The organism is Enterococcus sp. C63, assembly GCF_040887215.1.
GTDB lineage: Bacteria > Bacillota > Bacilli > Lactobacillales > Enterococcaceae > Enterococcus_B > Enterococcus_B hirae.
Map to the genome: position 1 here is coordinate 26480 of NZ_JBFOFI010000003.1, position 21180 is coordinate 47659.

Genomic DNA, 21180 nt, shown 5'->3' on the forward strand with positions numbered 1-21180 from the left:
TTGTGGTCTTCCCCAATCTGGAGTATTTAGGTATTGATCTAACGATGAGGCAAAGTCATTCATTAAACATCATCTCCTTTGTAGCCTTACATGCAGGATAATCGCAATCATTAGTTCGTATACTTTCTTTAAACTTATCGTTCATTAGTGTTAGTACAATTGTTTGCAAAGCAAATGTTCCACCAAATACAACAGTTGCTTCATCTACACTTGGATCAATCGCCCCAAGAGTGATGGCTACATCACTTTCGTTACACTCATGTATTAGTTCTTCAATTAAATTTTTAATTTTTGGATTCATATGGTAAAATCTCCTTAGTTATGTTTTTTTATGTTACCGATTAGCGACGGCCATCGCTGGTCGGTCTTTTTTGTGTTGGCATTTTGAAACTTTCTCTTACAGCAGTAACAACTACTAAAGTTCCCCAATAAATCAGCGCATATGCCGGGTTGATACTTGTCAGTATGATTGCTACAAGACACATAAGCAAAGCGCTTTTGACAGTCATTTTAAAAACCGTTCTCATTGCTTCACATTCCTTTCTAATTAGTATTGCGTTCTTCCCATTCCTTCACTAACTCGAAGTCATACTGCAAAACACCTCGAACCCTTCGAGAAGGTAACGGATCATTTTTTGAATTCGTCCATTTAGAAATAGTAGCTAATGAGACACCGAAATATTCAGCAATATCTTTAGCTTTCTTCCAAACTCTTTCTTTTGGTTGCTTTTTTTGAACTAAAGGGACCACTCTTTCCATTTGTGAAATCTTCATTTTAATTCTCCTTTCATGTATCCTTGACTGATCCAATAAGTTAAACGCTGTTCGCTTAGTTGACGAATATCAATTCCAAGAATTTCGCATAGTACACAGATCAGAGTCACTTCAATCATGATCTCGTCTAAAAATTCATATGCATATGAAATGATTTGCTGACGATCCTCAGCGGTTAAATAATCCTCATTTTTGAGAAGAATTTTCTCAACTTCTTTTTTCTTTTGTTTTCGCTCATCGGATTCTATCATTTGAAGCTTATCTAGTGACGAGGGGTCTCTTCTATAAACATCTCCATCAATTGATTTAAATAATCCAAAAAATTTATGGATTACATGGAGAGTAAAATCTGAATCTCGAAAATGATCAGTTAAAGCTTGAGCATTTTCTAACGTCACAGGCTTAGTATTATGTGGCGTTGTCCAATCACTCAATGACTGTTGAGATACATTAACTTGCTTTGCAATTTCTTTCTTCGTTTTGCCACTCTTATTTATCACCTTAATTAATGATTCTCGAATGACAGCTGATTTTTTTAACAGTTTGAACACCTCAATTTCTTATTCACACGTATATCAATACGAGCAATTTTTTTGTACTATTAATTTAAATAATCAAACAAAAGCTGTTTCGTCTAATTCACGTTCAAGCTCTTTTTGAACTTCTTCAACTAAAAGATCAAGTTGAACATCTGTAGCACATTTGATGATGTGTACTAGTCTAGGTCTTGCATCAAGTACGATGTTTATTTTTATTGTCGTGTCATTTGGTGTTTCTCCTTCCTTTGTCAAAAGTTTCGATTTTAGATACTTTATGGGTAAAAATTTTTGCTAATGGGATATCCAATAGCTTTGCTAAATAAGGAAGTTCTTCTGGTTTAAAATTATATTCGCCAGTTTCTCTTCTATAATATTTCGCCTTATCATTAAAACCCATGAGATCAGACATTTTTTTTAAAGAGTAACCTTTTGTTTTACGTCGCTCTTTTATTAATTCAAGATTTACTTGATACATATTTGCACCTCCAAAGTTTCTTTTTTAGCAACCTTATATACATATAATACATTGCGATTTTAGATACGTCAATAGAAAAAGTATCTTTTTTCGCATCTTTTTATATCTTTTTTCGCAACTATGGTAAAATAGTTGTGAAAAAAGCAACGGAAGGAGTAGTCTAATGTCAAAAGATCTAGTGAATAGAATAATAGATTTAAGAGAAAAACGTGACTGGACCCAAGCTGAGTTAGGCAGGAAAATTGGATTAGAAAAATCAGCAATGAATAAAATTGAAAATGGCACTAGAAAGGTTTCTACAGAAGAACTCCAGAAATTAGCAGAAATTTTTAATGTTACTACTGATTACTTACTCGGAAGAAATCAAACTCCTGAATGGGCTGATGAAAATGATTTAGTTGAATTAGATAAAATGCTCGATTCCAATGTTAATATGGCTTATGGTGGCGAAACGTTAACTGATGAAGAGAAACAAAGAGTAAAAGATGTTTTAACTGGTCTATTTTGGGAATTTAGAAAAGAAGACAAAAGTAAAGAGAAGTGATTTTCTATGGAGATGGACGTAATTAGTCTAGTTGGTAGACTAAAACAAAAATATAATTCTGCTAATCCCTTTACTATTTGTGAAAAAATGGATATTCAAATTAGATACGTTCCCTTTTTGAATAACCCAAAGGGACAATTTCAAGAATTATTAGGACGGTCAGTTATACTTCTAAATCACGAACTAAAGTATTCTGAAGAACGGTTCTATATTTGCGCTCACGAACTTGGTCACGCTATATTTCATCGTGGGTTATCTAGCTATTACGTATCAACAAGAACATCCAGAAGTAAATCAGAGAGCGAAGCGAATTGCTTTGCCGCTAATCTCATTGTTTCTCTTTATAAAGAAGACAACGATAAATACCCTAGAAAAGTCGAGGAATTAACAAATTTGTATGGGCTTCCTGAAAGCGTGTATAGATTTTTAATTTAAATGGTAATAACCAAAGATTAGCCTTAGGGCTTTTCTTTTTAAACGCAAAAGAACATAAGTTCGTATAAAAACTCTATTGATACGAAGATTTTCTAAATTTTCGTTCAAATAACATCCCTCCCCTAAAATATTCTTATTATTAGGACTGAAATACGAAAGGAATGATGTCAGTGGCCTCCATTAAAAAATATTACTTAAAGAAATCAAAAGAATATCGTTATGAAGTATATATATCAAATGGAATTAATCCTGGTACTAAGCTACAGAAAAAGATTCATAAAAAAGGGTTTAAAAGTCACGAAGAAGCAGAAAAATTCGCAAAAATTGTTGAAGGACAAATAGCTTCTGAAGAATATATACAAAATAATCCTAAGAAATTAACTATAGAAAAATTCATGGACGATTGGATTAATAACTATAAAATGAATGTTAAAGAAGGAACAAGAATAGTTCATAGGGCAAATATAAAAATGTACATCAATCCATATATTGGAAAATATAAACTAGATAAATATACTAGAGCTGATCATCAAAGATTCATCAATCAGTTACTTACTAAAAAGGGCTTAGGTAGAACTAAGGAAGGTCTCTCAGTAACAACAGCCAAAAGTATCAATGCCACTCTTAGCAATGCTTTCAAAAAAGCTATTCAGTTAGGATATATAAAGAATAACCCTACTAGTTTTGTTGAGTTTCCAAGAAATCTATCTGATAAAAAGAAAGTTAAATATTATACTTTTGATCAATCTGAACTATTTCTCGAATTTGCCAAAAAAGAGAAATCATTTATATGGTATCCCTTTTTTCTTATTATATTTGATCAAGGATTGCGAAAATCAGAAGCTTTAGGGCTACAATGGGCTGATATTGATTTTTCTCAGAATACACTTAATATCAATCGTGAACGACTTGGGGCTGCTGAAAAAGGACCTAACAAAGGTTTAATTATTACAGATGACACAAAAACCCCATCTGGTACACGATCATTGCCTATGACAAAACGAGTAAAGAAAGCCTTATTGACTTTAAGAAATCAAGTAATAAAAGAATTTGGTTTTTTACCTGAAACAGATGACCACGAAGTATTTATTTTTATAAATACTTACGGTAAAAATAAAGGTATTCCAATAAGAGATCGAACCGTTAACGGTGCTTCTCATAGAATTGAAAAACATGCCAATCTCCCCCACATAACTGTGCATGATGGTAGACATACTTTTGCAGCTAGAACGAGACAAGCAGGAATACCTTTAGAAGATATCAAAGATTTTTTAGGTCATAAAGATGTTTCTACTACACAAGTCTATGCCCATATTTCTCCCGAAGTGAAAAAAAGATCAATGAATCAACTAGAAAACTATATAGAAGAGCAAATAAAAAAGCACTCAAATTGAGTGCTTTTTTTAAGTTCACTATCACTAAAGCTATCACTAATTTTATTTAGAAGCGAACATGTTTCTATCACTGATTTTTTAAATCTAGCGAAAAACCCTTATCTTACAGGCGTTCGTTCAATTCTTTCGCAAGGTCTTCAAAGCCTGGTTTGCCTAGAAGTGCGAACATGTTTTTCTTATATGCTTCAACACCAGGTTGGTCAAATGGGTTAATTCCATTTAAGTAACCTGAAATACCTACAGCAATTTCAAAGAAGTACATTGTATAACCTAATGTGTAAGCATCCATTTCTGGAATTTTAACTAATAAGTTTGGTACGTCGCCATCTGTATGAGCCAATAAAGTTCCTTCAAAAGCTTTTGTATTGACGAAATCTACTTCTTTTCCTTCCAAGTAACCTAAACCATCTAGGTCTTCAGCTTGTTCAGGAATTGTAATTGATTTACGTGGTTTTTCAACTTTAACGATCGTTTCAAAGATGTTACGGCGTCCTTCTTGAATATATTGACCTAGTGAATGTAAGTCAGTTGAGAAGTTCGCACTTGAAGGGTAGATTCCTTTTTGGTCTTTACCTTCTGATTCACCGTATAATTGTTTCCACCATTCAGAGAAATATTGCATTCCTGGTTCATAGTTGATCAATAATTCAGTTACTTTCCCTTTACGGTAAAGGATGTTACGCATTGCTGCATATTGATAAGCTTCGTTTTCTTCTAGTTTATCACTTGAATAAGCTTTGCTTGCATCTGCAGCTCCTTGCATCAACGCATCGATATCTGCTCCACTAACAGCGATTGGTAGTAATCCTACTGCTGTTAAGACAGAGAAACGTCCACCGATGTCATCAGGAATCACGAATGTTTCCCAACCTTCTGCGTCGGCTTCTACTTTAACTGCACCTTTTGCTTTATCAGTTGTTGCATAAATACGTTTATTCGCTTCTTCTTGACCATATTTTTTAACAAGTAATTCTTTGAAGACACGGAATGCGATAGCTGGTTCAGTCGTTGTACCTGATTTTGAAATCACGTTTACTGAGAAGTCACGATCTCCGATTACTTCAATCAAATCAGCGATATAAGTTGAGCTGATTGAGTTTCCTGCAAAGAAAATTTGTGGTGCTTTACGTTGTTCACCATCTAATAAATTGAAGAAAGTGTGGTTTAAGAAATCGATTGCTGCACGAGCGCCTAGGTAAGAACCACCGATTCCGATAACTACTAAAACTTCAGAATCAGATTGGATTTTTTTCGCTGCTTCTTTGATACGAGCAAATTCTTCTTTGTCGTAATTAGTAGGTAGATCGATCCAACCACGGAAATCACTTCCTGCGCCTGTACCTTCACGTAATACTTTATCTGCCATTGATACTTGGCTTTGCATGTAACCTAACTCATGTTCATTAACAAATGGTGCTACTTTTGAATAATCAAAATGAATATGTGCCATTTTTTATTCCTCCTTTAAAAGATCAATATACAGCTTATACTTTACGTTTTTTTTTACAATTTTTCAAGCAAATAAATGAATTGAAGCTAATATTTACAAGAAAATTTCAAACACTAAACTAATCCTTGCGCATACATCACTTTCGCTACTTTTTCAAAACCTGCAACATTTGCTCCTAGCAATAGATTTTTTTCATTGCCATAAGCTGCTGCCGTTTGGCGACACGTTTGATAAATATTTTTCATGATTTCATCTAATTGGCGATCCACTTGTTCACTTTCCCAAGACAATCGTTGAGCATTTTGACTCATTTCTAATGCTGAGACAGCGACACCGCCGGCATTAGCTGCTTTCCCAGGACAATACCACACATTGGCTTTTTCAAAAACATTGACAGCTTCAAGAGTACATGGCATGTTTGCGCCTTCTGCGATGATTTTCACTCCACATTCAACCAAGTTGTTAGCAAGCGTTTCGTCTATCTCGTTTTGAGTAGCACAAGGAAGGGCGATATCTGCAGTTTCTTTCAAAGTCCAGACAGATTGACCAGCATGATAGACAGCAGAATCACGTTTTTCTGCATAAGCGGTCAACCGTTCCCTTTTTTCTTCTTTGACTTCTTTTAATAGTGCCAGGTCGATTCCTTCTGGATCATAGATAAACCCACTGGAATCAGAACATGTGATGACTTTCCCACCTAATTCTTGAACTTTTTCAATAGCATAGATGGCAACGTTTCCGCTACCAGATACCAGAACTGTTTTTCCTTCAAAAGAGTCTTTTTCTGCTTGTAAAAGATGTTTGACATAATAAACCAATCCGTAACCAGTTGCTTCCGTACGAATCTTACTTCCCCAAAAATCTAATGGTTTTCCAGTAAGGACACCGGCATCATATTGTTTTAATCGTTTATATTCTCCAAACAAATAACCGATTTCTCTGGCACCGACTCCGATATCTCCAGCAGGTACATCGATGGATGGACCGATATGCTTGGATAGCTCCAGCATGAAACTTTGACAAAAACGCATGATTTCATCGTCTGATTTTCCTTTTGGATCAAAGTCACTTCCGCCTTTTCCTCCACCGATTGGTAGACCAGTTAGACTATTTTTGAAAATTTGTTCAAAAGCTAGGAATTTAAGAATACTTAAATTCACACTCGGATGGAATCTCAACCCGCCTTTATAAGGGCCGATTGCTGAATTGTACTGAATGCGGTATCCACGATTGACTTGCCAGTTTCCTTCGTCATCTTGCCACGGCACGCGAAATTGAATGATTCTTTCTGGTTCTGACAACAATCCTAAAATATTACGTTTGATGTATTCAGGATGTTTTTCTAAAAATTGAGTAGCTGAAGGCATAAATTCATCAATGGCTTGTAAAAATTCGACTTGTCCTGTGTCTTTTTGATGAATATTATTTTGAATTCGTTGGACGTATTCTGTTGCGTTTGTCATTGTTTCACACTCCTTTTATAATCTTCTTTTATTTTAGCCTATTTTTATTAGATGCTCAAAACATTTCCTGCTTTCTTTTCATAAATATGCTACACTTTCTCTGAGGTGAGGAAATGGAAACAACCTATGATGTGATTGTAGTCGGTGCTGGAACTAGTGGTATGATGGCTGCAATTAGTGCGGCTGAATATGGCGCAAAGGTTCTCTTAATTGAAAAAAATAAAAAAGCTGGAAAAAAATTATTAATGACAGGTGGCGGAAGATGTAATGTCACGAATAACCGTCCAGTTGATGATTTGATTGCTCATATTCCTGGAAATGGCAAATTTTTATACAGTACATTTTCCCAATGGAATAATTTTGATATCATGGAATTTTTCGAATCTCAAGGTGTTCATCTAAAAGAAGAAGATCATGGTCGGATGTTCCCTGTGACGAATAAGTCAAAAACGATTATCGAAGCCTTGATCCATCGTTTAAATGAATTAAATGTTACGATGCTCTTTGGCACCCGAGTCGAAAAATTAGTGCATAGCGACGGAAAAATCTATGGCGTACGGACGGAATTTGAAGAATTTCAATCCTCTTGTGTCGTATTAACTACTGGGGGGCGAACCTATCCGTCGACTGGTTCTACAGGTGATGGCTATAAAATCGTTAAAAAAGTCGGTCACACTGTCACTCCCTTGTATGCAACAGAATCTCCACTGGTTTCTGAAGAAACTTTTATCAAGGATAAAACCTTGCAAGGATTATCTTTACAAGATATTTCTTTAAGCGTATTAAACAAGAAAGGTAAAGTCATCACCGAACATGTTATGGACTTGCTTTTCACGCATTTTGGGATTTCTGGACCTGCGGCATTGAGATGTTCAAGTTTCATCAATCAAGAGTTGCAAACGACTGGAGAACCTGTCACGGTCGTCTTAGACTGTTTTCCGAATCGTTCGCTTCAAGAATTGATCAACGAATTGACTGCTAAAAGCCAACAATCGAAGAAAACATTGAGTAATGCTTGGCATGGCTTTTTACCTGAACGCTTGCTTCTCTTTTTCCTTGAAAAAAGTGGATTAACGGAACAAACTGGTAGTCAAACGACAGAAAAAGAGATCCAACAATTTGCGGAGCTTTGCAAAAATTTTTCTTTCAAAATAACCAAAACTTTTGCCATCGAAAAGTCTTTTGTGACTGGTGGTGGCGTTTCACTAAAAGAGATCAATCCAAAAACATTAGAAAGCAAATTGGTCAATGGATTATTTTTTGCTGGTGAATTGCTAGATGTTAATGGATATACTGGTGGGTTCAATATTACTGCGGCTTTTGCAACTGGACATGTAGCAGGAATGAATGCCGCTTTTCTTAGCTGATTAAATGAAAACAGTAACGAAGGGAGTAGAAGATGTCTGACTCTTTTCGTTACTGTTTTTTCTTTTTTTAGTTGATAAACTGATGAATTGCCGACTGCATCACAGTACAAGATCAGCAAAAGTCCCTTTAGTTAAATCACAAATGGCTTGAGGTGCTAGCTCCATTTGGTGCCCTCTTTTTCCTGCTGATACAATGATCGTTTCTTGTGATTGTGCTGTTTGTTCTAAATAAGTAGGAAATAATTTCTTCATCCCAATTGGCGAGCAACCACCACGAATATAACCAGTGGTAGCTTCTAAGTCTTTCAGATGTAACATTTCTACTTTTTTGTTTCCAGATACTCTTGCTAATTTTTTTAGATCTAACTCTCGATTACCAGGAATGACCGCTACGATCGTTCCTGTTTTGTTTCCAACCGCTACGAGTGTTTTATAAATACGGTGTTCACTTTCAGAAAGTTGCTCCGCGACAGAAGATGCACTTAAATGCGCTTCATCCCAAGCATACTCATGTTCAGTATACTTGATTTTCTTTTGTTCTACTAAGCGGATCGCATTTGTTTTCACTTGTTTTTTCTTTGCCAACATTTTCACCTTCAAATTAGATTGTTTCAATTTAATAATTTGATTATTGATTTTAGTTCCTTTACAGTGATTTGTCCAGGTGCTGATGCTTTTTCAGAGGTTAACGCACCAAAGGTCATGACCGAACCAGTCAAATTTCCCGATAAGCGCGAAATCATTCCGAGCTGTCCCATTGACATTGTAATCAGAGGCATGGACACAAACGCTCCTGCCCGTCTCGTTAGCTCCATCAAACGTAACACATCTCGTTCGTTATGGGGCATTACCGCTATTTTACCGATATCTGCACCAAGATGTTCCATCATATTCAATTGATACAATAAGACTGGATCAGCTGGGGTCTCTTTAAAATTATGACTGCTGATAATCATCGGGATGTTGCGCTGTTTGATTTCTGCTAACAACTCTTTTTCAAGGCTTTCAATTTTATCTAATTCTAAATCAACCATATCGACTAAACCAGAGCGGATCATCTGTAGGTACAACTCGTGATATGCTCGGATCGTTATATCTCGTTTGCCACCTTCTGCTATTGTTCTAAAAGTGAAAAGCACCGGTAACCCGTCGAGCATCTCATGGATCAGTACCAACGTTTCTGTGACTTTTTCATATTGAAAGACATCTTCATAATAATCAATTCGCCACTCCACTAAATCAGCACCAGCTTCTTTGGCTAAAATTGCTTCTCGCAAAAGTTCTTCACGAGTGTCTCCGATCATTGGCGCACAAATTTTAGGATGTCCTTTTCCTAAGTTTAGTCCTTTCACTTGCACCATCTGTCCTCCCCCCTTATTTCCTAATTTGATAGATAAATACTTTTAAATAATCCCCTTCTGGAAAGGCTTTAATGGTTTGGAAATCTTGTGGTAATCGAAAACGAGTGATTTCTTCATATTCAACATTGGCTAGCATTAGTTCATTTTCAATCATTTTTTTGAACTGATCGGTACTCACGTTAGCTGCGTTCGTTGAAGCGATAAGCGTTCCCTCGTCCGATAAAATAGCCAAGCTATCTTTAACCAATTCGCCATAATCTTTGGCTACTCGGAACACTTTCTTTTTGTTTCTCGCAAAACTTGGAGGGTCAAGCACAATGAGATCATAAGTCAGCTGCTTTCTTTTAGCATATTTAAAATAGGCAAAAACATCCATCACAATGATTTTTTGTGTCTGAAGATCCAAACCGTTGATTTCAAATTGTTCCTGTGTTTTTTTCAAACTTCGCTTTGCTAGGTCAACACTAGTGGTCTCCAAAGCACCACCCATTGCTGCCGCAACTGAAAAAGCCCCAGTATAGCTAAACATATTCAAAACAGACTTTCCTAGACCAAGTCCATCGATCAAAGCTCCTCTGACTTCTTTTTGATCTAAAAAGATGCCTGTCATCAGCCCTTCATTCAAATAAGTGGCGTAAGAGACGCCATTTTCTTTGATGATTAAAGGTTCAGGAGCTGTTTCTCCATAAACATACTGACTTTCAGGAAATTCATTTGTTTCAAAACGGATTTTTTCGTAAGCACCCTTTATCTCAGGATAAACTTGTTGAAACGCTGAGAAGAGCAAATGGCGGTAAGTATAAAGAGTTTCATTATACCAAGAAAATACTGCATAGTGTTCATAATAATCAATGATCAGACCACCGATGCCATCCCCTTCTCCGTTAAATAAACGAAATGCTGTTGTTTGTTCATCTATGAAAAAAGCTTGTCTTTTTGCTTTAGCTTCAGAAAACTTTTTCTCAAAAAATGCCTGGTCAAACGTTTCATTTTGTTGACTCAAAACCCAACCGATTCCTTTGTTTTGTTTACCTAAATAGCCCTTAGCTAAGAAATTATCTTGTTGATCAACCAATTCGATCCACTGCGTGGTTTCATTGTACGACTGGACCAAATCTTCCTTTTGAATCAATGGATAACCGTTCTTGATACGATTTCCTGCTTTTTTCTTAATTTGTACTTTCATTGACTCACCTACTTTACCTTTATCATTAATCAGTATACCAAATATTAAGCAGGCTGTCTTAGTGCTAGCGTTCACAAAAGAATAAGAAATCCTTAATCACCGGTGTAAGCGTTTGGTTTCGATTGACACTGGATTTGCGTACTAGTAAAATAGGATGGAATATGTAGTTTGAGCAATCATAACTTCATAACACTCTGTAAATGAGAAGAGTGGGGAAAGGGAGATTACATTGAGACGAATAAAAACACCCGCCTTTTTGAATAAAAGGCTCGGATTTTTTTCTTTATTAGCTGTTTTACTTTGGCTAAAAACAATTTTTGCCTATTTGTTTGATTTCAATTTAGGCATCGAAAGTGGCATACAATACTTTATACTGTTTATCAATCCGATCGCTACCACGTTGTTGTTAATGGGGATTGCGTTATATGTGAGACGGACGAAGGCGTCTTATATTACAATGATGGTCATTTATTTCCTATTGACTTTACTGGTGTTCTCTAACGTAACTTATTATCGTGAGTTTACGGATTTTATTACGATCAATACCATCTTGGGAGCAGGAAAAGTAGCTAGCGGACTTGGCGAAAGTGCTATTCGCTTATTTAGACCATATGACGTCCTTTATTGGATCGACTTTATCATTGTCGCTGCATTATTGATAACCAAAAAAATCAAAATGGATCCACAACCGATTCGTGCACGAATGGCTTTTGCGATCTCGACTCTGTCAGTCATGATTTTTTCTGGAAATTTATTTTTAGCAGAAGCCGATCGCCCAGAATTATTGACTCGTACTTTTTCTAGAGATTATTTAGTCAAATATTTAGGTATCAATGCGTTTACCGTCTATGATGGTATCCAGACTTATCAAACGAACCAAGTACGAGCAGAAGCAAGTCCTAATAATCTGAAAGAAGTAGAAAGTTATATCAAAGATCACTATGCTGAACCAAATGATGAAACATTTGGTATTGCTAAAGGAAAAAATGTGATTTATATCCATTTAGAAAGTTTCCAACAATTCTTGATCGACTATAAACTAAAAGATGCCAATGGTGTAGAACATGAAGTAACGCCATTTCTGAATAGTTTATATCATAGTAACAGTACATTTAGCTTTGACAATTTCTTCCATCAAGTTAAAGCAGGTAAAACCAGTGATGCTGAAACCTTATTTGAAAATTCACTATTTGGTTTAAATCAAGGATCGTTATTCACTCAATTGGGTGGAAAGAATACCTTCCAAGCTGCTCCTGATATTTTGAGTCAGACACAAGGTTATACGAGTGCCGCCTTCCATGGTAACGCTGGTACATTCTGGAATCGTAATGAGACCTATAAAAAATTAGGTTACAACTATTTCTTTGATGCTTCTTATTATGATGTCAATGACGACAATTCATTCCAATATGGATTGCATGATAAACCGTTCTTCCAACAATCAGTACAATATTTAGAACATTTACAACAACCTTTTTATTCTAAATTTATTGCGGTATCTAATCATTATCCTTATTCTAAGTTCACAAACGAAGAAGCAGGCTTCCCGCTAGCTACGACAAATGATGAAACGATCAACGGATACTTTGCAACAGCGAATTATCTCGATACAGCAGTTGAAGAATTTTTCAACTATTTGAAAGCTAGTGGTCTTTATGATAATTCTGTCATCGTCCTTTATGGTGATCACTACGGAATTTCTAACTCTAGAAATAAATCGTTAGCGGAACTAGTGGGTAAAACAAGTGATACATGGACCAACTTTGACAATGCACAAATGCAACGAGTTCCCTACATGATCCATCTACCTGGACAAACAAACGGTGGAATCAATCATACCTATGGCGGACAAGTGGATGCATTACCTACTCTACTCCATCTGTTAGGAGTAGATACCAAAAATTACAATCAGCTAGGACAAGATCTCTTTTCTAAGCAACATGATCAACTTGTTACTTTCCGTGATGGTGATTTTATTACTCCTAAATACACTTATTATGGCGGAACGATTTACGATAACAAAACTGGACAAGCCATTACAGAACCGACTCAAGAAGTTCAAAATGAAATTGATGCATTGAAAGAAAAAGCGAATAAACAGTTAGCTGTTTCAGATCAAATCAACAATGGTGACTTACTCCGCTTTTCTACAGATACTGGGTTAGACCCAATTGAAACAAGTCAATTTGATTACAAAAACGGCATGAAACAGTTGCTTGAAAAAGAAAAAGAACTAGGTGACAAATCAACAAGTGTCTTTAGTCAAAACAATAACCAATCAACAAAAGATCTATATGAAACCAAAACTTACCAACAAATAAATGGGACACAGACGAGTGATTCAGTTCCTTCTTCTGAATCTGATAAATAGCTAGCCTTTCTTTCAAAAGGATTACGTGCCCATAGAAGTAATGATTATAAAAGCTAAGATTGACGAAAACCAATTCTTGTTTTTCGTTAATTCTTAGCTTTTTTCATGCACTTTAATTTGAGTTACTCTGGCGTTTTTCTAGAAAATAGAGCTTAAAGTCGCGTATTAGAACCATCCATGAACATTGGATTTTATTCACAAAATATAGCGGAACAGTTGATTTATCGTCATTTTCGTTTATTAAAAAATAGGGATTTCCTGATTTCACTATATGAATTTCATACTTTATTCATATTCATTTTCTATAATTTAAAATGAGGTGAAAGTGATGAGAATACTCCGCTATTCAGTTGCAAGAATGCGTTATTATAAAAAACAGACACTTTTTAGTTGCTTATTTACAAGTGTCACTGCTTTTTTATTGATGCTTGTGTGTAACTTATATCATTTACAATCAACACTTTATGCACAAATTGAAGATCGTCTTAGTTTCTTGGACACGACGTCCTTAAAAGTACACTTTCCGTCTTTTCTATCAGTGAAACAATTTTATGTCGAGCTGATCTTGTTGTTACTGTTCTTGTTTGTTGGCGCATTTATCTTTTTCTTTCAGCGAACATTAAAACAAGACCAACGTGAATTGATCAACTGGCGTTTAGCTGGTTTATCGAAAACTAGAATTTTTCTTTTGATCATCTGGCAAATGATCTTACCATTACTGATCTGTTGCACACTCTTATTTATTGGAATTGTGCTTTTTCAAAACATTTATCAAGCACTGTTACAACATCTTAATTTTTGGAGTCTAAGATTATTTGAATTGCCTGACACCCATTCACTTATATCGACTACTCGACCATTAGCCATACCGATGGATCAACAAACTTTTTTTAAAATTGATTTTGTAAACGATGCTTTTTTCTTCGATACGTTTAAGAGTTTCCTACAAACGGTTGGCCTTCTTATCTCCATCAGTCTATGTATTAGTCTCTTACAATTTACGATTTTCTATCAACGTTTAAAAAAAGGTAAGGTGATCTTTCATGAATACATGTAAGCCAATAATGTCTTTAGGAGAATTAGCTGTTATTCTTTGCCCAAAAGCAAAACAAGAAGAACTATTAACAGCGCTAAAAGAGCAAGCGATTGTATCGAGTCCCAAACAATTACTTATCGTCCAAAAAGATTGGCCTCTCTTCCCTTATTTAAAAACCAAAGATCAAGTACTACTGAATTTATCTGAAAATAAAAAAGAACGTTTATCTTTTCAAGAGATGCTCAAGATTGATCCAGCACTTCTTAACAGAGAACCTGATCAACTCTCTCTTTTTGATAAAATCAAACTTCAATTGTTGCATGCGTTACTTGCTAAAAAAGACAAACTCATCATTGAAGAAGTGCTGGATGAACTTAAAGTAATTGAAGCACAAGAAATTCTTGATCTATTTGATTATCTAGTCAAAAACAAAAAAATCGCCATTCTATTACTGACTCATGATGAAACCATTGCTCATAGTCAGTATGTCGACCAAATCTATGATGAACGATAAAAAGAGGTCGTGGATAGAGCAACTTGACCTATGTAATAAGGATGAAATTCACAGCTTCCTATGTTTTGAGAGTTTCACCCTTATTGCCGAAGATCAGTTCTTTGAACACTATTTAGCTCCTCTCTTAATTGTTGAGGAGTTGTTTCTTGAACGCCGTTTATTCGTTTTTAGAGATACTAAAAGAGACTGAACCAATTTTTGGATCAGTCTCTTTGTTTATTTTATTTCTACATCTGGTAATTTAACTGTAAATGTTGTTCCTGTCCCCAATTCGCTTTCTACTTCCAGCTTTCCTTTATGAAGCCGAACTAACTGTTGAACGATTGGAAGTCCTAGACCTGATTCCCCGTATTTTGTATTCTTTCTTGAGGGATCAACTTTATAATAACGGTCCCAAATACTCTTCATTTGTTGTTCAGTCATTCCGATACCTGTATCCTTAATTCGGATAATCGTTTCTAGATAACCTTTTTCTAAAGAGATCGTGATCGTTCCATTTTCTGTAAATTGAATCGCATTTTGGATGATATTCACCATGATTTGCACAAATCGGTCATAGTCTGCATACACTTCCACATCGTCTTCTGCTTGTAAAACTAAAACATTCCCTGCAGCTTCTGCTTTTGTTTCAAGCTGTGCCACAATATTTTTCAATGTTTCTGTGCCATTGAATCTTTTAATAACCATACTGATTTGATTGGTTCTGATTTTTTCATAGTCTAGATTTTCGTTAACTAAGCGTATCAGTCGTTCTGTTTCATTTTTCATCAAGTTGATTGCATTTTCTCTTTGGTCTTCAGGAATTGCATTATATTTTAGACCTTCAAGTAACCCGTTGATTGTGGTTAGCGGCGTACGCATTTCGTGAGAAGCATCTGCCATAAATTGTCTTCGGCGATTTTCTTGCTCTTCGATTTCAGCCTGAGATTCTTTTAAAGAATTCGTCATTTTGTTGAAGTCATCCGCTAATTCATCAAATTCATCTTTATCATGAACTGGCAATTGGACATCAAAATTTCCATTCGTGACTTCTTTCGTTGCATTACGTAAACGATTGATCCTTTTAACCTGAAAAGCAGCAAACGCATAACTCGCTAATATAGCAACAATACTTGAAAAAATAAAACCTTTAAACAGATTCAATGTGACCGACCGAACACTATTATCGATATTTTTAGCCGGTTGACTAACAACCAAGCCACCATAAAATTCATGATTTAAATTAAACGGTACTAAGGCATAAGACGTCGCTTGATTTTGTCCTAGTATATTTTTGTTGGAGGTAAATTTTACTTGTCTTCCATGACGCAGATTATCCCATTGTTCCGCTTTAATCGTAAAGTTCAATACCACATTATCAGTAGGATAAATGACCCGTTCGTTCTTATCGATAAAAATAAAATTGACATTTTGTTCTGATAAGACTTGTTCCGTTAATAATAATGCATTTTGAAACGCTTGATCTTGGCTTAATTGAGGAAACGTGTCTGTGTATGTCTGTGTTGTCTTCTCGACAGATTCTGCATAGCCAAAAAGTTGTTGGTAATTATTTTCTTCAATGGTTTGCTTAGTCAGTTGCGTAAAAGAAACACCTACGATTAAAATGATCATCGCGATCATTCCGCAAAAGGCTAATAACTGCTGGTAAAGATAGCGCATTAGGCCACACCAGAATCATCAAATTTATAACCTACGCCCCAAACCGTTTGAATGACTTGTGGTCCAACCTTTTCGATTTTTTGTCGAAGCTTTTTGATATGCGCATCAACCGTTCGTTCATCACCAAAGTATTGATAATCCCACACTAATTCCAGTAATTGTTCCCGAGAAAATACTTGGCGTGGTTTTTTAGCTAGTGTAAATAATAGATCAAACTCTTTCGGTGTCAAACCTTCGATTGGTGCTTTATTTAAATAAGCTTCACGTGTTTTTGTATTCATCTTAAAGTGATCTGTTTCGATATCGAAGTGATCGTCCGAGTTGTTTGTTTCTTCTTTTACCTCTACCAATTCACTACGACGGTGTAAAGCTTTCATTCGGGCAATCAAAGTTAGTGGGCTAAAAGGTTTTGTCACGTAGTCATCTGCGCCCATCTCTAATCCAATAACTTGGTCACTTTCAGAATCACGAGCTGTTAACATAATGATCGGAACTGTACTAGAGACTTTCCGAATTTCTCTACCAACAAGCATACCATCCATCGTTGGCAAGTTCAGGTCTAAAGTGATCATGTCCCAGTAATTCGGTCTTTCTAAAAAAGCATCTAGACCTTCTTTTCCGTCATATTTAAAAGTTGCTTCCCATCCTTCATTCAAAAAAAACATCTGCATCATTTCAGATACGGATTGATTATCTTCTATCATTAAAATATTCATTTTTTATTTCCTCCAATACTATCATCGAGTTCTTGTAATTTTTTTTCAGTTAAGATAAAAATCGGCATAATTGGAAAAACTAAAACCAACATCTCGATTATAAAATAGTTTGTCTGTCCAGTTAATTTTAGTAAATAGCCGATCAAGGCCATCAATAAACCGAAAATAAAAAAATATTTTCCACTTGTTTTTTGTGCTAACCGCCAGTGAACATCGGATTTTGTGGCTCGCGGTGAGTGGTAACCATAAAAAGGCAGATTCCCTTTAGAAGGGATAAAAAGAAACAAGCAACCTAGGATAGTCAAAAATACTCCGACAACTAAAAAAATCATATGATCCCTCCTAAATCTCTCTTTCTAGTATACTCTAAAAATTAACTTGAACCAATATATTCGGTAATTCTTCACGAAAGGTTTGTCTTTTGTTCATTCTTTGTTAAGATAGGGGTAATCGAATAAAAAAGGGGTTTTTTTTGTGTCAAATTATCGTGCAATTACTTTTTTTGATCTTGATGGAACACTCTTAGATGCTCAATCAAAAATCACACCAGAAGTGGCCGAAGCAATGCAAGCACTACAGGAAAATAACGTCCTGCCAGTCATAGCAACTGGACGAACTGAAGCTGAAATCAAACATATCATGTCAGATGCTGGTATTTCCTCTGCAGTTACGATGAATGGTTCTTACATCAGCGTGGATGGTCAAGAAGTTCATTCTGAAATAATCGCAACTGAAGACTGTCAAAAGATGCTCGAACATGTCCAAATACAAGGGCACCAGCTCTCATTTTATAACCATCAACATATTTGGTGTACCGCACACACACAAACGATGATTGATGCCTATAACTTTATCCATTCAAATGTACCAGAAATCAATCCGCAAGCTTATTTGGATCATCCAATCAATATGTTACTTATCCTCTCTCAATCTGGGGATGAATATTATCATGAACAATTTCCTGATCTGACTTTTTATCGAAATGGTCCTTACTCGATTGACACGGTCAAAAAAGGAATCTCGAAAGGCGCAGGAGTGAAACGTTTAAAACAAGAATTAAACCTTGTTGATGTGCCTACATTTGGATTTGGTGATGGACCAAATGACTTTGCACTGTTAGAAGCATGCGACAACAAGATCGCGATGGGCAATGCTTACAATGATCTCAAAGAACTATCCACTTTTATTACAAAGAAAAACACTGAGGGCGGAATCGTTCATGCGCTCAAACATTTTGACTTGATTTGATTTTTAATCGAAAAACGATGAAATTCTGCTGATAAGGATGCTAGCTAGTAGAAAGGTGATTCATCTAGCCAATATCAGGTGAATGTTGAAAACTTTTTAACTAGATACGATGTATATTTCCGAGTAACTGAGAGATGATTTTTTACAGTATTAGCTATTGAGAATCATCTCTTGATACTTCGGACGATTTGCTTTTTCCGTGATCGTTTCTCATTGAAAAAATTCAATTTTGTGCTATAATATAAATTGTATGAAAAATACACGTAACCCTTGTTTATAACGGGGACGTTACGGATTCGACAGGCACAGTTTGAGCTTGAATTGCGTTTCGTAGGTTACGTCTACGTTAAAACGTTACAGTTAAATATAACTGCTAAAAACGAAAACAACTCTTACGCTTTAGCTGCCTAAAAACAGTTAGCGTAGATCCTCTCGGCATCGCCCATGTGCTCGAGTAAGGGTCTCAAATTTAGTGGGATACGTGACAACTTTCCGTCTGTAAGTTGTTAAAGAGATCATCAGACTAGCGATACAGAATGCCTGTCACTCGGCAAGCTGTAAAGCGAAACCACAAATGAGTTGACTATGAACGTAGATTTTTAAGTGGCGATGTGTTTGGACGCGGGTTCGACTCCCGCCGTCTCCATTGTGAGATTTCGGTAGATTTCACTAAATGCCTAAATCCTTATTTTAAAAGGATTTAGGCATTTTTTATTTTCGGTAGTTTTCGTTAAATGAAATTTATTCAAGCTTATTTTCAAGTCCGAAAGATTCATCTCTCACGCTGATTTTTCATTGGGTTCCACTCAACTATTTTTTGATTCATCTAAAATTATATGGAAACAAAAAGACACGACCTAAATCGTGTCCGAACATTCATATATGAAAAGAAAAATACTTAAATCTACTATTCTGTTTTTTCTTCTAGTCGAATACTGTTTACTCCCCAATATGCAGCAACGCTTCTATTTCTCTCGTTATTCTTATCCATAGTAATATCACCATCATTGTGAACTGGATAAATTGTTTGTGTCTTATAATTTAATGGTGGAACAACTATATCCATTTCACCACTCTTCATTTGCTTTTTAATGGATTCAGTTTGGCGACTATAACTTACATAATTTTTATAGATGTCTGCAGTTCCATTGAAAAACAATAATAAAAAACTAACTAGTAAATAACTGAAAATCATAGAAAAAACAACTTTATTGCTTCTATCAAAATTTGTTAATAATTCAAAAAGACTAATTACTATAGATATGAAAAGAAAAATAACTCCTCCAAAATAAGATCTAGACCAAGATAATGCAGTTGGAGAAATTGCAAGCACTCCTATTGTCAATATACCTCCCACGAAAAATAACGAACTTAGAATATTACTAAGTGTAAAACTACTATTTAAGTATGATAAAACAAGCAAAGCTAATCCTATCGTTAGAGGGAACATGGCATTATCCTGTAACGCATGACTGATTGCAGGGATTGCATCAAGAATTTTCCAAGCAGTTGAAAGCGTACTTCTATGAAAATAAGTCGCTCTGATATCGTTCCCAGGTGCCATAACCATAAAAAGAAAACCTACAATATTTCCAACAATACCTGCGATCATCCATTTTTCAATTTTTTTCTTCTTATAAAAATAGGAAAGAACAGTATATGCTATAACAATGAACAACGTTCCTCCGGAGGTATTTTCGTTACACCAACCAGCTACTATACCTAAAAGAAGCATGCCTATTGTTTTAAAAAGACTATTATTTTGTTCTTCAGATTCTGCTATATATCGATGATAAACCAGAATAAAAGATAACATAATCACCATTGCAGTGAGATAATTTACAGAACCAGCCAACCATAAGTAAACATTATTGAAAGCTGGGGTAAATGTCCACATTAATGCAAAGATGATAAACGCTTTTAGATAAACATTCTTAGTAGTTCGCTCTTTTACTATGAAAGAAAACATAATAATTTGATAAACCAATAGGGAAAACATGCAAGAATTATACACATTAAAATATATTTTTGGAAGTTTAGTAAAAAAACGAAAAATAATATGGACTACCGATCTCCCAGTCCAAGTCATATATTGTTGATACTCATCAAACAAAATTGTTTTTATGCTTGAGGTCTTTACAAAATAGTAATAATCGTCGTGTACCAAAGGAGACATACTATTTAAAAGAAGCATAAAACCAAAAATACAAAATAAAACAATAAATAAATGTCTGTTGCTCTTAATTTTTTTAATCATACCACCCAATTAACTCCTCTTTATCTCGAAATATAACTTAGTATAACACAGATTTAATAGTGGTTGTGCCAAATTAAGAGATACAGAATTAATATCCTAACCAATCATTTATCCTATTGCTCAAATCAAGTAGCGCTATCCTTCAAATGACTTTCAACAGCTAAATGTTCTGTTTCCCCGACTCTCTTCTCATTTTTACTACAGTGCATTTGACTGTCTCTACGTCGCTCATAACATTTATTGATTTGTCGATAATACCTTGATGCTTCTCCTGTACATTGTTCTGACTCATTACAAATCATCAGTCCAATGAACAGAACTACAAAATGCTTTGTTTAGAATTTGCAAATACAACATCCAATATATTTTCATTGCATACAATCCTTCATCG

At 35.3% G+C, this 21180-nt stretch carries 21 protein-coding genes, 1 other RNA gene and 1 pseudogene; 9 read left to right on the plus strand and 14 right to left on the minus strand.

Annotated features, from left to right (window positions below; translation table 11 throughout):
- Window positions 1–55 precede the first annotated feature (55 nt).
- The 5 genes from AB3H90_RS05445 to AB3H90_RS05465 all read right to left on the minus strand — a co-directional run bounded on the left by AB3H90_RS05445 (window position 56) and on the right by AB3H90_RS05465 (window position 1788).
- Window positions 56–301 (minus strand): hypothetical protein, encoded by a 246-nt coding sequence (locus AB3H90_RS05445; protein WP_081127925.1) that lies wholly within the window; start codon window positions 299–301, stop codon window positions 56–58.
- A gap of 40 nt (window positions 302–341) precedes the next feature.
- Window positions 342–527 carry a hypothetical protein gene (locus tag AB3H90_RS05450; RefSeq protein WP_010718398.1) on the minus strand — a complete coding sequence of 62 codons (186 nt, stop codon included), beginning with the start codon at window positions 525–527 and terminating at the stop codon, window positions 342–344.
- 16 nt (window positions 528–543) lie between these two features.
- Complete coding sequence (locus AB3H90_RS05455) at window positions 544–774, minus strand: DNA-binding protein (RefSeq protein ID WP_010718399.1); 231 nt, start codon at window positions 772–774, stop codon at window positions 544–546.
- On the minus strand, window positions 771–1325 hold the full coding sequence (locus AB3H90_RS05460) for a hypothetical protein (RefSeq protein ID WP_034698489.1): 555 nt from the start codon (window positions 1323–1325) through the stop codon (window positions 771–773). The genes AB3H90_RS05455 and AB3H90_RS05460 overlap by 4 nt, the downstream gene beginning before the upstream one ends.
- Window positions 1326–1536: 211 nt before the next feature.
- Entirely contained in the window at window positions 1537–1788 is a 252-nt protein-coding gene (locus AB3H90_RS05465) for a helix-turn-helix transcriptional regulator (RefSeq protein ID WP_081123692.1), read from the minus strand.
- A 163-nt stretch (window positions 1789–1951) separates the two neighbouring features.
- On the opposite strand from AB3H90_RS05465, the gene AB3H90_RS05470 reads away from it, so the two are divergent.
- The 3 genes from AB3H90_RS05470 to AB3H90_RS05480 all read left to right on the plus strand — a co-directional run bounded on the left by AB3H90_RS05470 (window position 1952) and on the right by AB3H90_RS05480 (window position 4161).
- On the plus strand, window positions 1952–2332 hold the full coding sequence (locus tag AB3H90_RS05470; protein ID WP_034866875.1) for a helix-turn-helix transcriptional regulator: 381 nt from the start codon (window positions 1952–1954) through the stop codon (window positions 2330–2332).
- A 6-nt stretch (window positions 2333–2338) separates the two neighbouring features.
- Window positions 2339–2767, plus strand: a complete 429-nt coding sequence (locus AB3H90_RS05475) for an ImmA/IrrE family metallo-endopeptidase (RefSeq protein WP_207413395.1) — start codon at window positions 2339–2341, stop codon at window positions 2765–2767.
- A gap of 170 nt (window positions 2768–2937) precedes the next feature.
- Window positions 2938–4161: a tyrosine-type recombinase/integrase gene (locus AB3H90_RS05480; protein ID WP_368016325.1), complete on the plus strand. Its 1224-nt coding sequence runs from the start codon at window positions 2938–2940 to the stop codon at window positions 4159–4161.
- Window positions 4162–4264: 103 nt separating this feature from the next.
- Here AB3H90_RS05480 and AB3H90_RS05485 read toward each other — a convergent pair whose 3' ends face one another.
- Together AB3H90_RS05485 and gdhA are read right to left on the minus strand one after the other, a co-directional pair.
- Complete coding sequence (locus AB3H90_RS05485) at window positions 4265–5611, minus strand: glucose-6-phosphate isomerase (protein ID WP_010718407.1); 1347 nt, start codon at window positions 5609–5611, stop codon at window positions 4265–4267.
- A 113-nt stretch (window positions 5612–5724) separates the two neighbouring features.
- Window positions 5725–7074 (minus strand): NADP-specific glutamate dehydrogenase, encoded by a 1350-nt coding sequence (gdhA, locus tag AB3H90_RS05490; protein ID WP_010718408.1) that lies wholly within the window; start codon window positions 7072–7074, stop codon window positions 5725–5727.
- A 113-nt stretch (window positions 7075–7187) separates the two neighbouring features.
- Between gdhA and AB3H90_RS05495 the strand changes: the two genes are divergently transcribed.
- Complete coding sequence (locus AB3H90_RS05495; RefSeq protein WP_010737843.1) at window positions 7188–8441, plus strand: NAD(P)/FAD-dependent oxidoreductase; 1254 nt, start codon at window positions 7188–7190, stop codon at window positions 8439–8441.
- A gap of 99 nt (window positions 8442–8540) precedes the next feature.
- Here the strand turns inward: AB3H90_RS05495 and ybaK are convergent, their stop codons facing one another.
- From ybaK to AB3H90_RS05510, 3 genes are read right to left on the minus strand one after another with little or no spacing between them, the layout of a single operon-like run.
- Window positions 8541–9026: a Cys-tRNA(Pro) deacylase gene (gene ybaK, locus AB3H90_RS05500; protein WP_025480513.1), complete on the minus strand. Its 486-nt coding sequence runs from the start codon at window positions 9024–9026 to the stop codon at window positions 8541–8543.
- Window positions 9027–9052: 26 nt separating this feature from the next.
- The gene (gene aroD, locus AB3H90_RS05505; protein WP_010737845.1) at window positions 9053–9802 is read right to left on the minus strand and encodes a type I 3-dehydroquinate dehydratase; all 750 of its coding nucleotides are present in this window, start codon (window positions 9800–9802) and stop codon (window positions 9053–9055) included.
- 13 nt (window positions 9803–9815) lie between these two features.
- Complete coding sequence (locus AB3H90_RS05510) at window positions 9816–10988, minus strand: class I SAM-dependent rRNA methyltransferase (protein WP_368016326.1); 1173 nt, start codon at window positions 10986–10988, stop codon at window positions 9816–9818.
- 229 nt (window positions 10989–11217) lie between these two features.
- Between AB3H90_RS05510 and AB3H90_RS05515 the strand changes: the two genes are divergently transcribed.
- The 3 genes from AB3H90_RS05515 (at window position 11218) to AB3H90_RS05525 (ending at window position 14909) form a co-directional block, all read left to right on the plus strand.
- Window positions 11218–13359: an LTA synthase family protein gene (locus tag AB3H90_RS05515; protein ID WP_368016327.1), complete on the plus strand. Its 2142-nt coding sequence runs from the start codon at window positions 11218–11220 to the stop codon at window positions 13357–13359.
- Between the two features lie 328 nt (window positions 13360–13687).
- Window positions 13688–14416 (plus strand): hypothetical protein, encoded by a 729-nt coding sequence (locus AB3H90_RS05520; protein ID WP_010737848.1) that lies wholly within the window; start codon window positions 13688–13690, stop codon window positions 14414–14416.
- Window positions 14403–14909: a hypothetical protein gene (locus AB3H90_RS05525; RefSeq protein ID WP_010718415.1), complete on the plus strand. Its 507-nt coding sequence runs from the start codon at window positions 14403–14405 to the stop codon at window positions 14907–14909. The genes AB3H90_RS05520 and AB3H90_RS05525 overlap by 14 nt, the downstream gene beginning before the upstream one ends.
- Before the next feature lie 216 nt (window positions 14910–15125).
- Here AB3H90_RS05525 and AB3H90_RS05530 read toward each other — a convergent pair whose 3' ends face one another.
- The 3 genes and pseudogenes from AB3H90_RS05530 to AB3H90_RS05540 all read right to left on the minus strand — a co-directional run bounded on the left by AB3H90_RS05530 (window position 15126) and on the right by AB3H90_RS05540 (window position 17616).
- Entirely contained in the window at window positions 15126–16568 is a 1443-nt protein-coding gene (locus AB3H90_RS05530; protein ID WP_010718416.1) for a HAMP domain-containing sensor histidine kinase, read from the minus strand.
- A complete protein-coding gene (locus AB3H90_RS05535) occupies window positions 16568–17284 on the minus strand; it encodes a response regulator transcription factor (RefSeq protein ID WP_010718417.1) in 717 nt (238 codons plus the stop codon). Before AB3H90_RS05535 ends, AB3H90_RS05530 begins: the two co-directional genes overlap by 1 nt.
- Window positions 17259–17616: pseudogene (locus tag AB3H90_RS05540) on the minus strand (SdpI family protein). The gene AB3H90_RS05535 and the pseudogene AB3H90_RS05540 overlap by 26 nt, the downstream one beginning before the upstream one ends.
- Window positions 17617–17758: 142 nt before the next feature.
- On the opposite strand from AB3H90_RS05540, the gene AB3H90_RS05545 reads away from it, so the two are divergent.
- Together AB3H90_RS05545 and ssrA are read left to right on the plus strand one after the other, a co-directional pair.
- Window positions 17759–18532 (plus strand): Cof-type HAD-IIB family hydrolase, encoded by a 774-nt coding sequence (locus AB3H90_RS05545; protein ID WP_130029514.1) that lies wholly within the window; start codon window positions 17759–17761, stop codon window positions 18530–18532.
- Window positions 18533–18813: 281 nt separating this feature from the next.
- Window positions 18814–19181, plus strand: a transfer-messenger RNA (tmRNA) gene (gene ssrA, locus AB3H90_RS05550).
- Window positions 19182–19439: 258 nt separating this feature from the next.
- Here ssrA and AB3H90_RS05555 read toward each other — a convergent pair.
- A complete protein-coding gene (locus tag AB3H90_RS05555) occupies window positions 19440–20789 on the minus strand; it encodes a DUF6056 family protein (RefSeq protein ID WP_368016463.1) in 1350 nt (449 codons plus the stop codon).
- Window positions 20790–21180: the final 391 nt, after the last annotated feature.

What these genes read in the sequence shown, in the direction of transcription:
- AB3H90_RS05455 (WP_010718399.1), bottom strand. Translation starts at nt 774, where the DNA reads ATGAAGATTTCACAAATGGAAAGAGTGGTCCCTTTAGTTCAAAAAAAG.
- AB3H90_RS05495 (WP_010737843.1), top strand. Translation starts at nt 7,188, where the DNA reads ATGGAAACAACCTATGATGTGATTGTAGTCGGTGCTGGAACTAGTGGT.
- AB3H90_RS05520 (WP_010737848.1), top strand. Translation starts at nt 13,688, where the DNA reads ATGAGAATACTCCGCTATTCAGTTGCAAGAATGCGTTATTATAAAAAA.
- AB3H90_RS05510 (WP_368016326.1), bottom strand. Translation starts at nt 10,988, where the DNA reads ATGAAAGTACAAATTAAGAAAAAAGCAGGAAATCGTATCAAGAACGGT.
- AB3H90_RS05475 (WP_207413395.1), top strand. Translation starts at nt 2,339, where the DNA reads ATGGAGATGGACGTAATTAGTCTAGTTGGTAGACTAAAACAAAAATAT.
- gdhA (WP_010718408.1), bottom strand. Translation starts at nt 7,074, where the DNA reads ATGACAAACGCAACAGAATACGTCCAACGAATTCAAAATAATATTCAT.
- AB3H90_RS05450 (WP_010718398.1), bottom strand. Translation starts at nt 527, where the DNA reads ATGAGAACGGTTTTTAAAATGACTGTCAAAAGCGCTTTGCTTATGTGT.
- AB3H90_RS05470 (WP_034866875.1), top strand. Translation starts at nt 1,952, where the DNA reads ATGTCAAAAGATCTAGTGAATAGAATAATAGATTTAAGAGAAAAACGT.
- aroD (WP_010737845.1), bottom strand. Translation starts at nt 9,802, where the DNA reads ATGGTGCAAGTGAAAGGACTAAACTTAGGAAAAGGACATCCTAAAATT.
- AB3H90_RS05535 (WP_010718417.1), bottom strand. Translation starts at nt 17,284, where the DNA reads ATGAATATTTTAATGATAGAAGATAATCAATCCGTATCTGAAATGATG.
- AB3H90_RS05465 (WP_081123692.1), bottom strand. Translation starts at nt 1,788, where the DNA reads ATGTATCAAGTAAATCTTGAATTAATAAAAGAGCGACGTAAAACAAAA.
- AB3H90_RS05445 (WP_081127925.1), bottom strand. Translation starts at nt 301, where the DNA reads ATGAATCCAAAAATTAAAAATTTAATTGAAGAACTAATACATGAGTGT.
- AB3H90_RS05530 (WP_010718416.1), bottom strand. Translation starts at nt 16,568, where the DNA reads ATGCGCTATCTTTACCAGCAGTTATTAGCCTTTTGCGGAATGATCGCG.
- AB3H90_RS05555 (WP_368016463.1), bottom strand. Translation starts at nt 20,789, where the DNA reads ATGATTAAAAAAATTAAGAGCAACAGACATTTATTTATTGTTTTATTT.
- AB3H90_RS05485 (WP_010718407.1), bottom strand. Translation starts at nt 5,611, where the DNA reads ATGGCACATATTCATTTTGATTATTCAAAAGTAGCACCATTTGTTAAT.
- AB3H90_RS05525 (WP_010718415.1), top strand. Translation starts at nt 14,403, where the DNA reads ATGAATACATGTAAGCCAATAATGTCTTTAGGAGAATTAGCTGTTATT.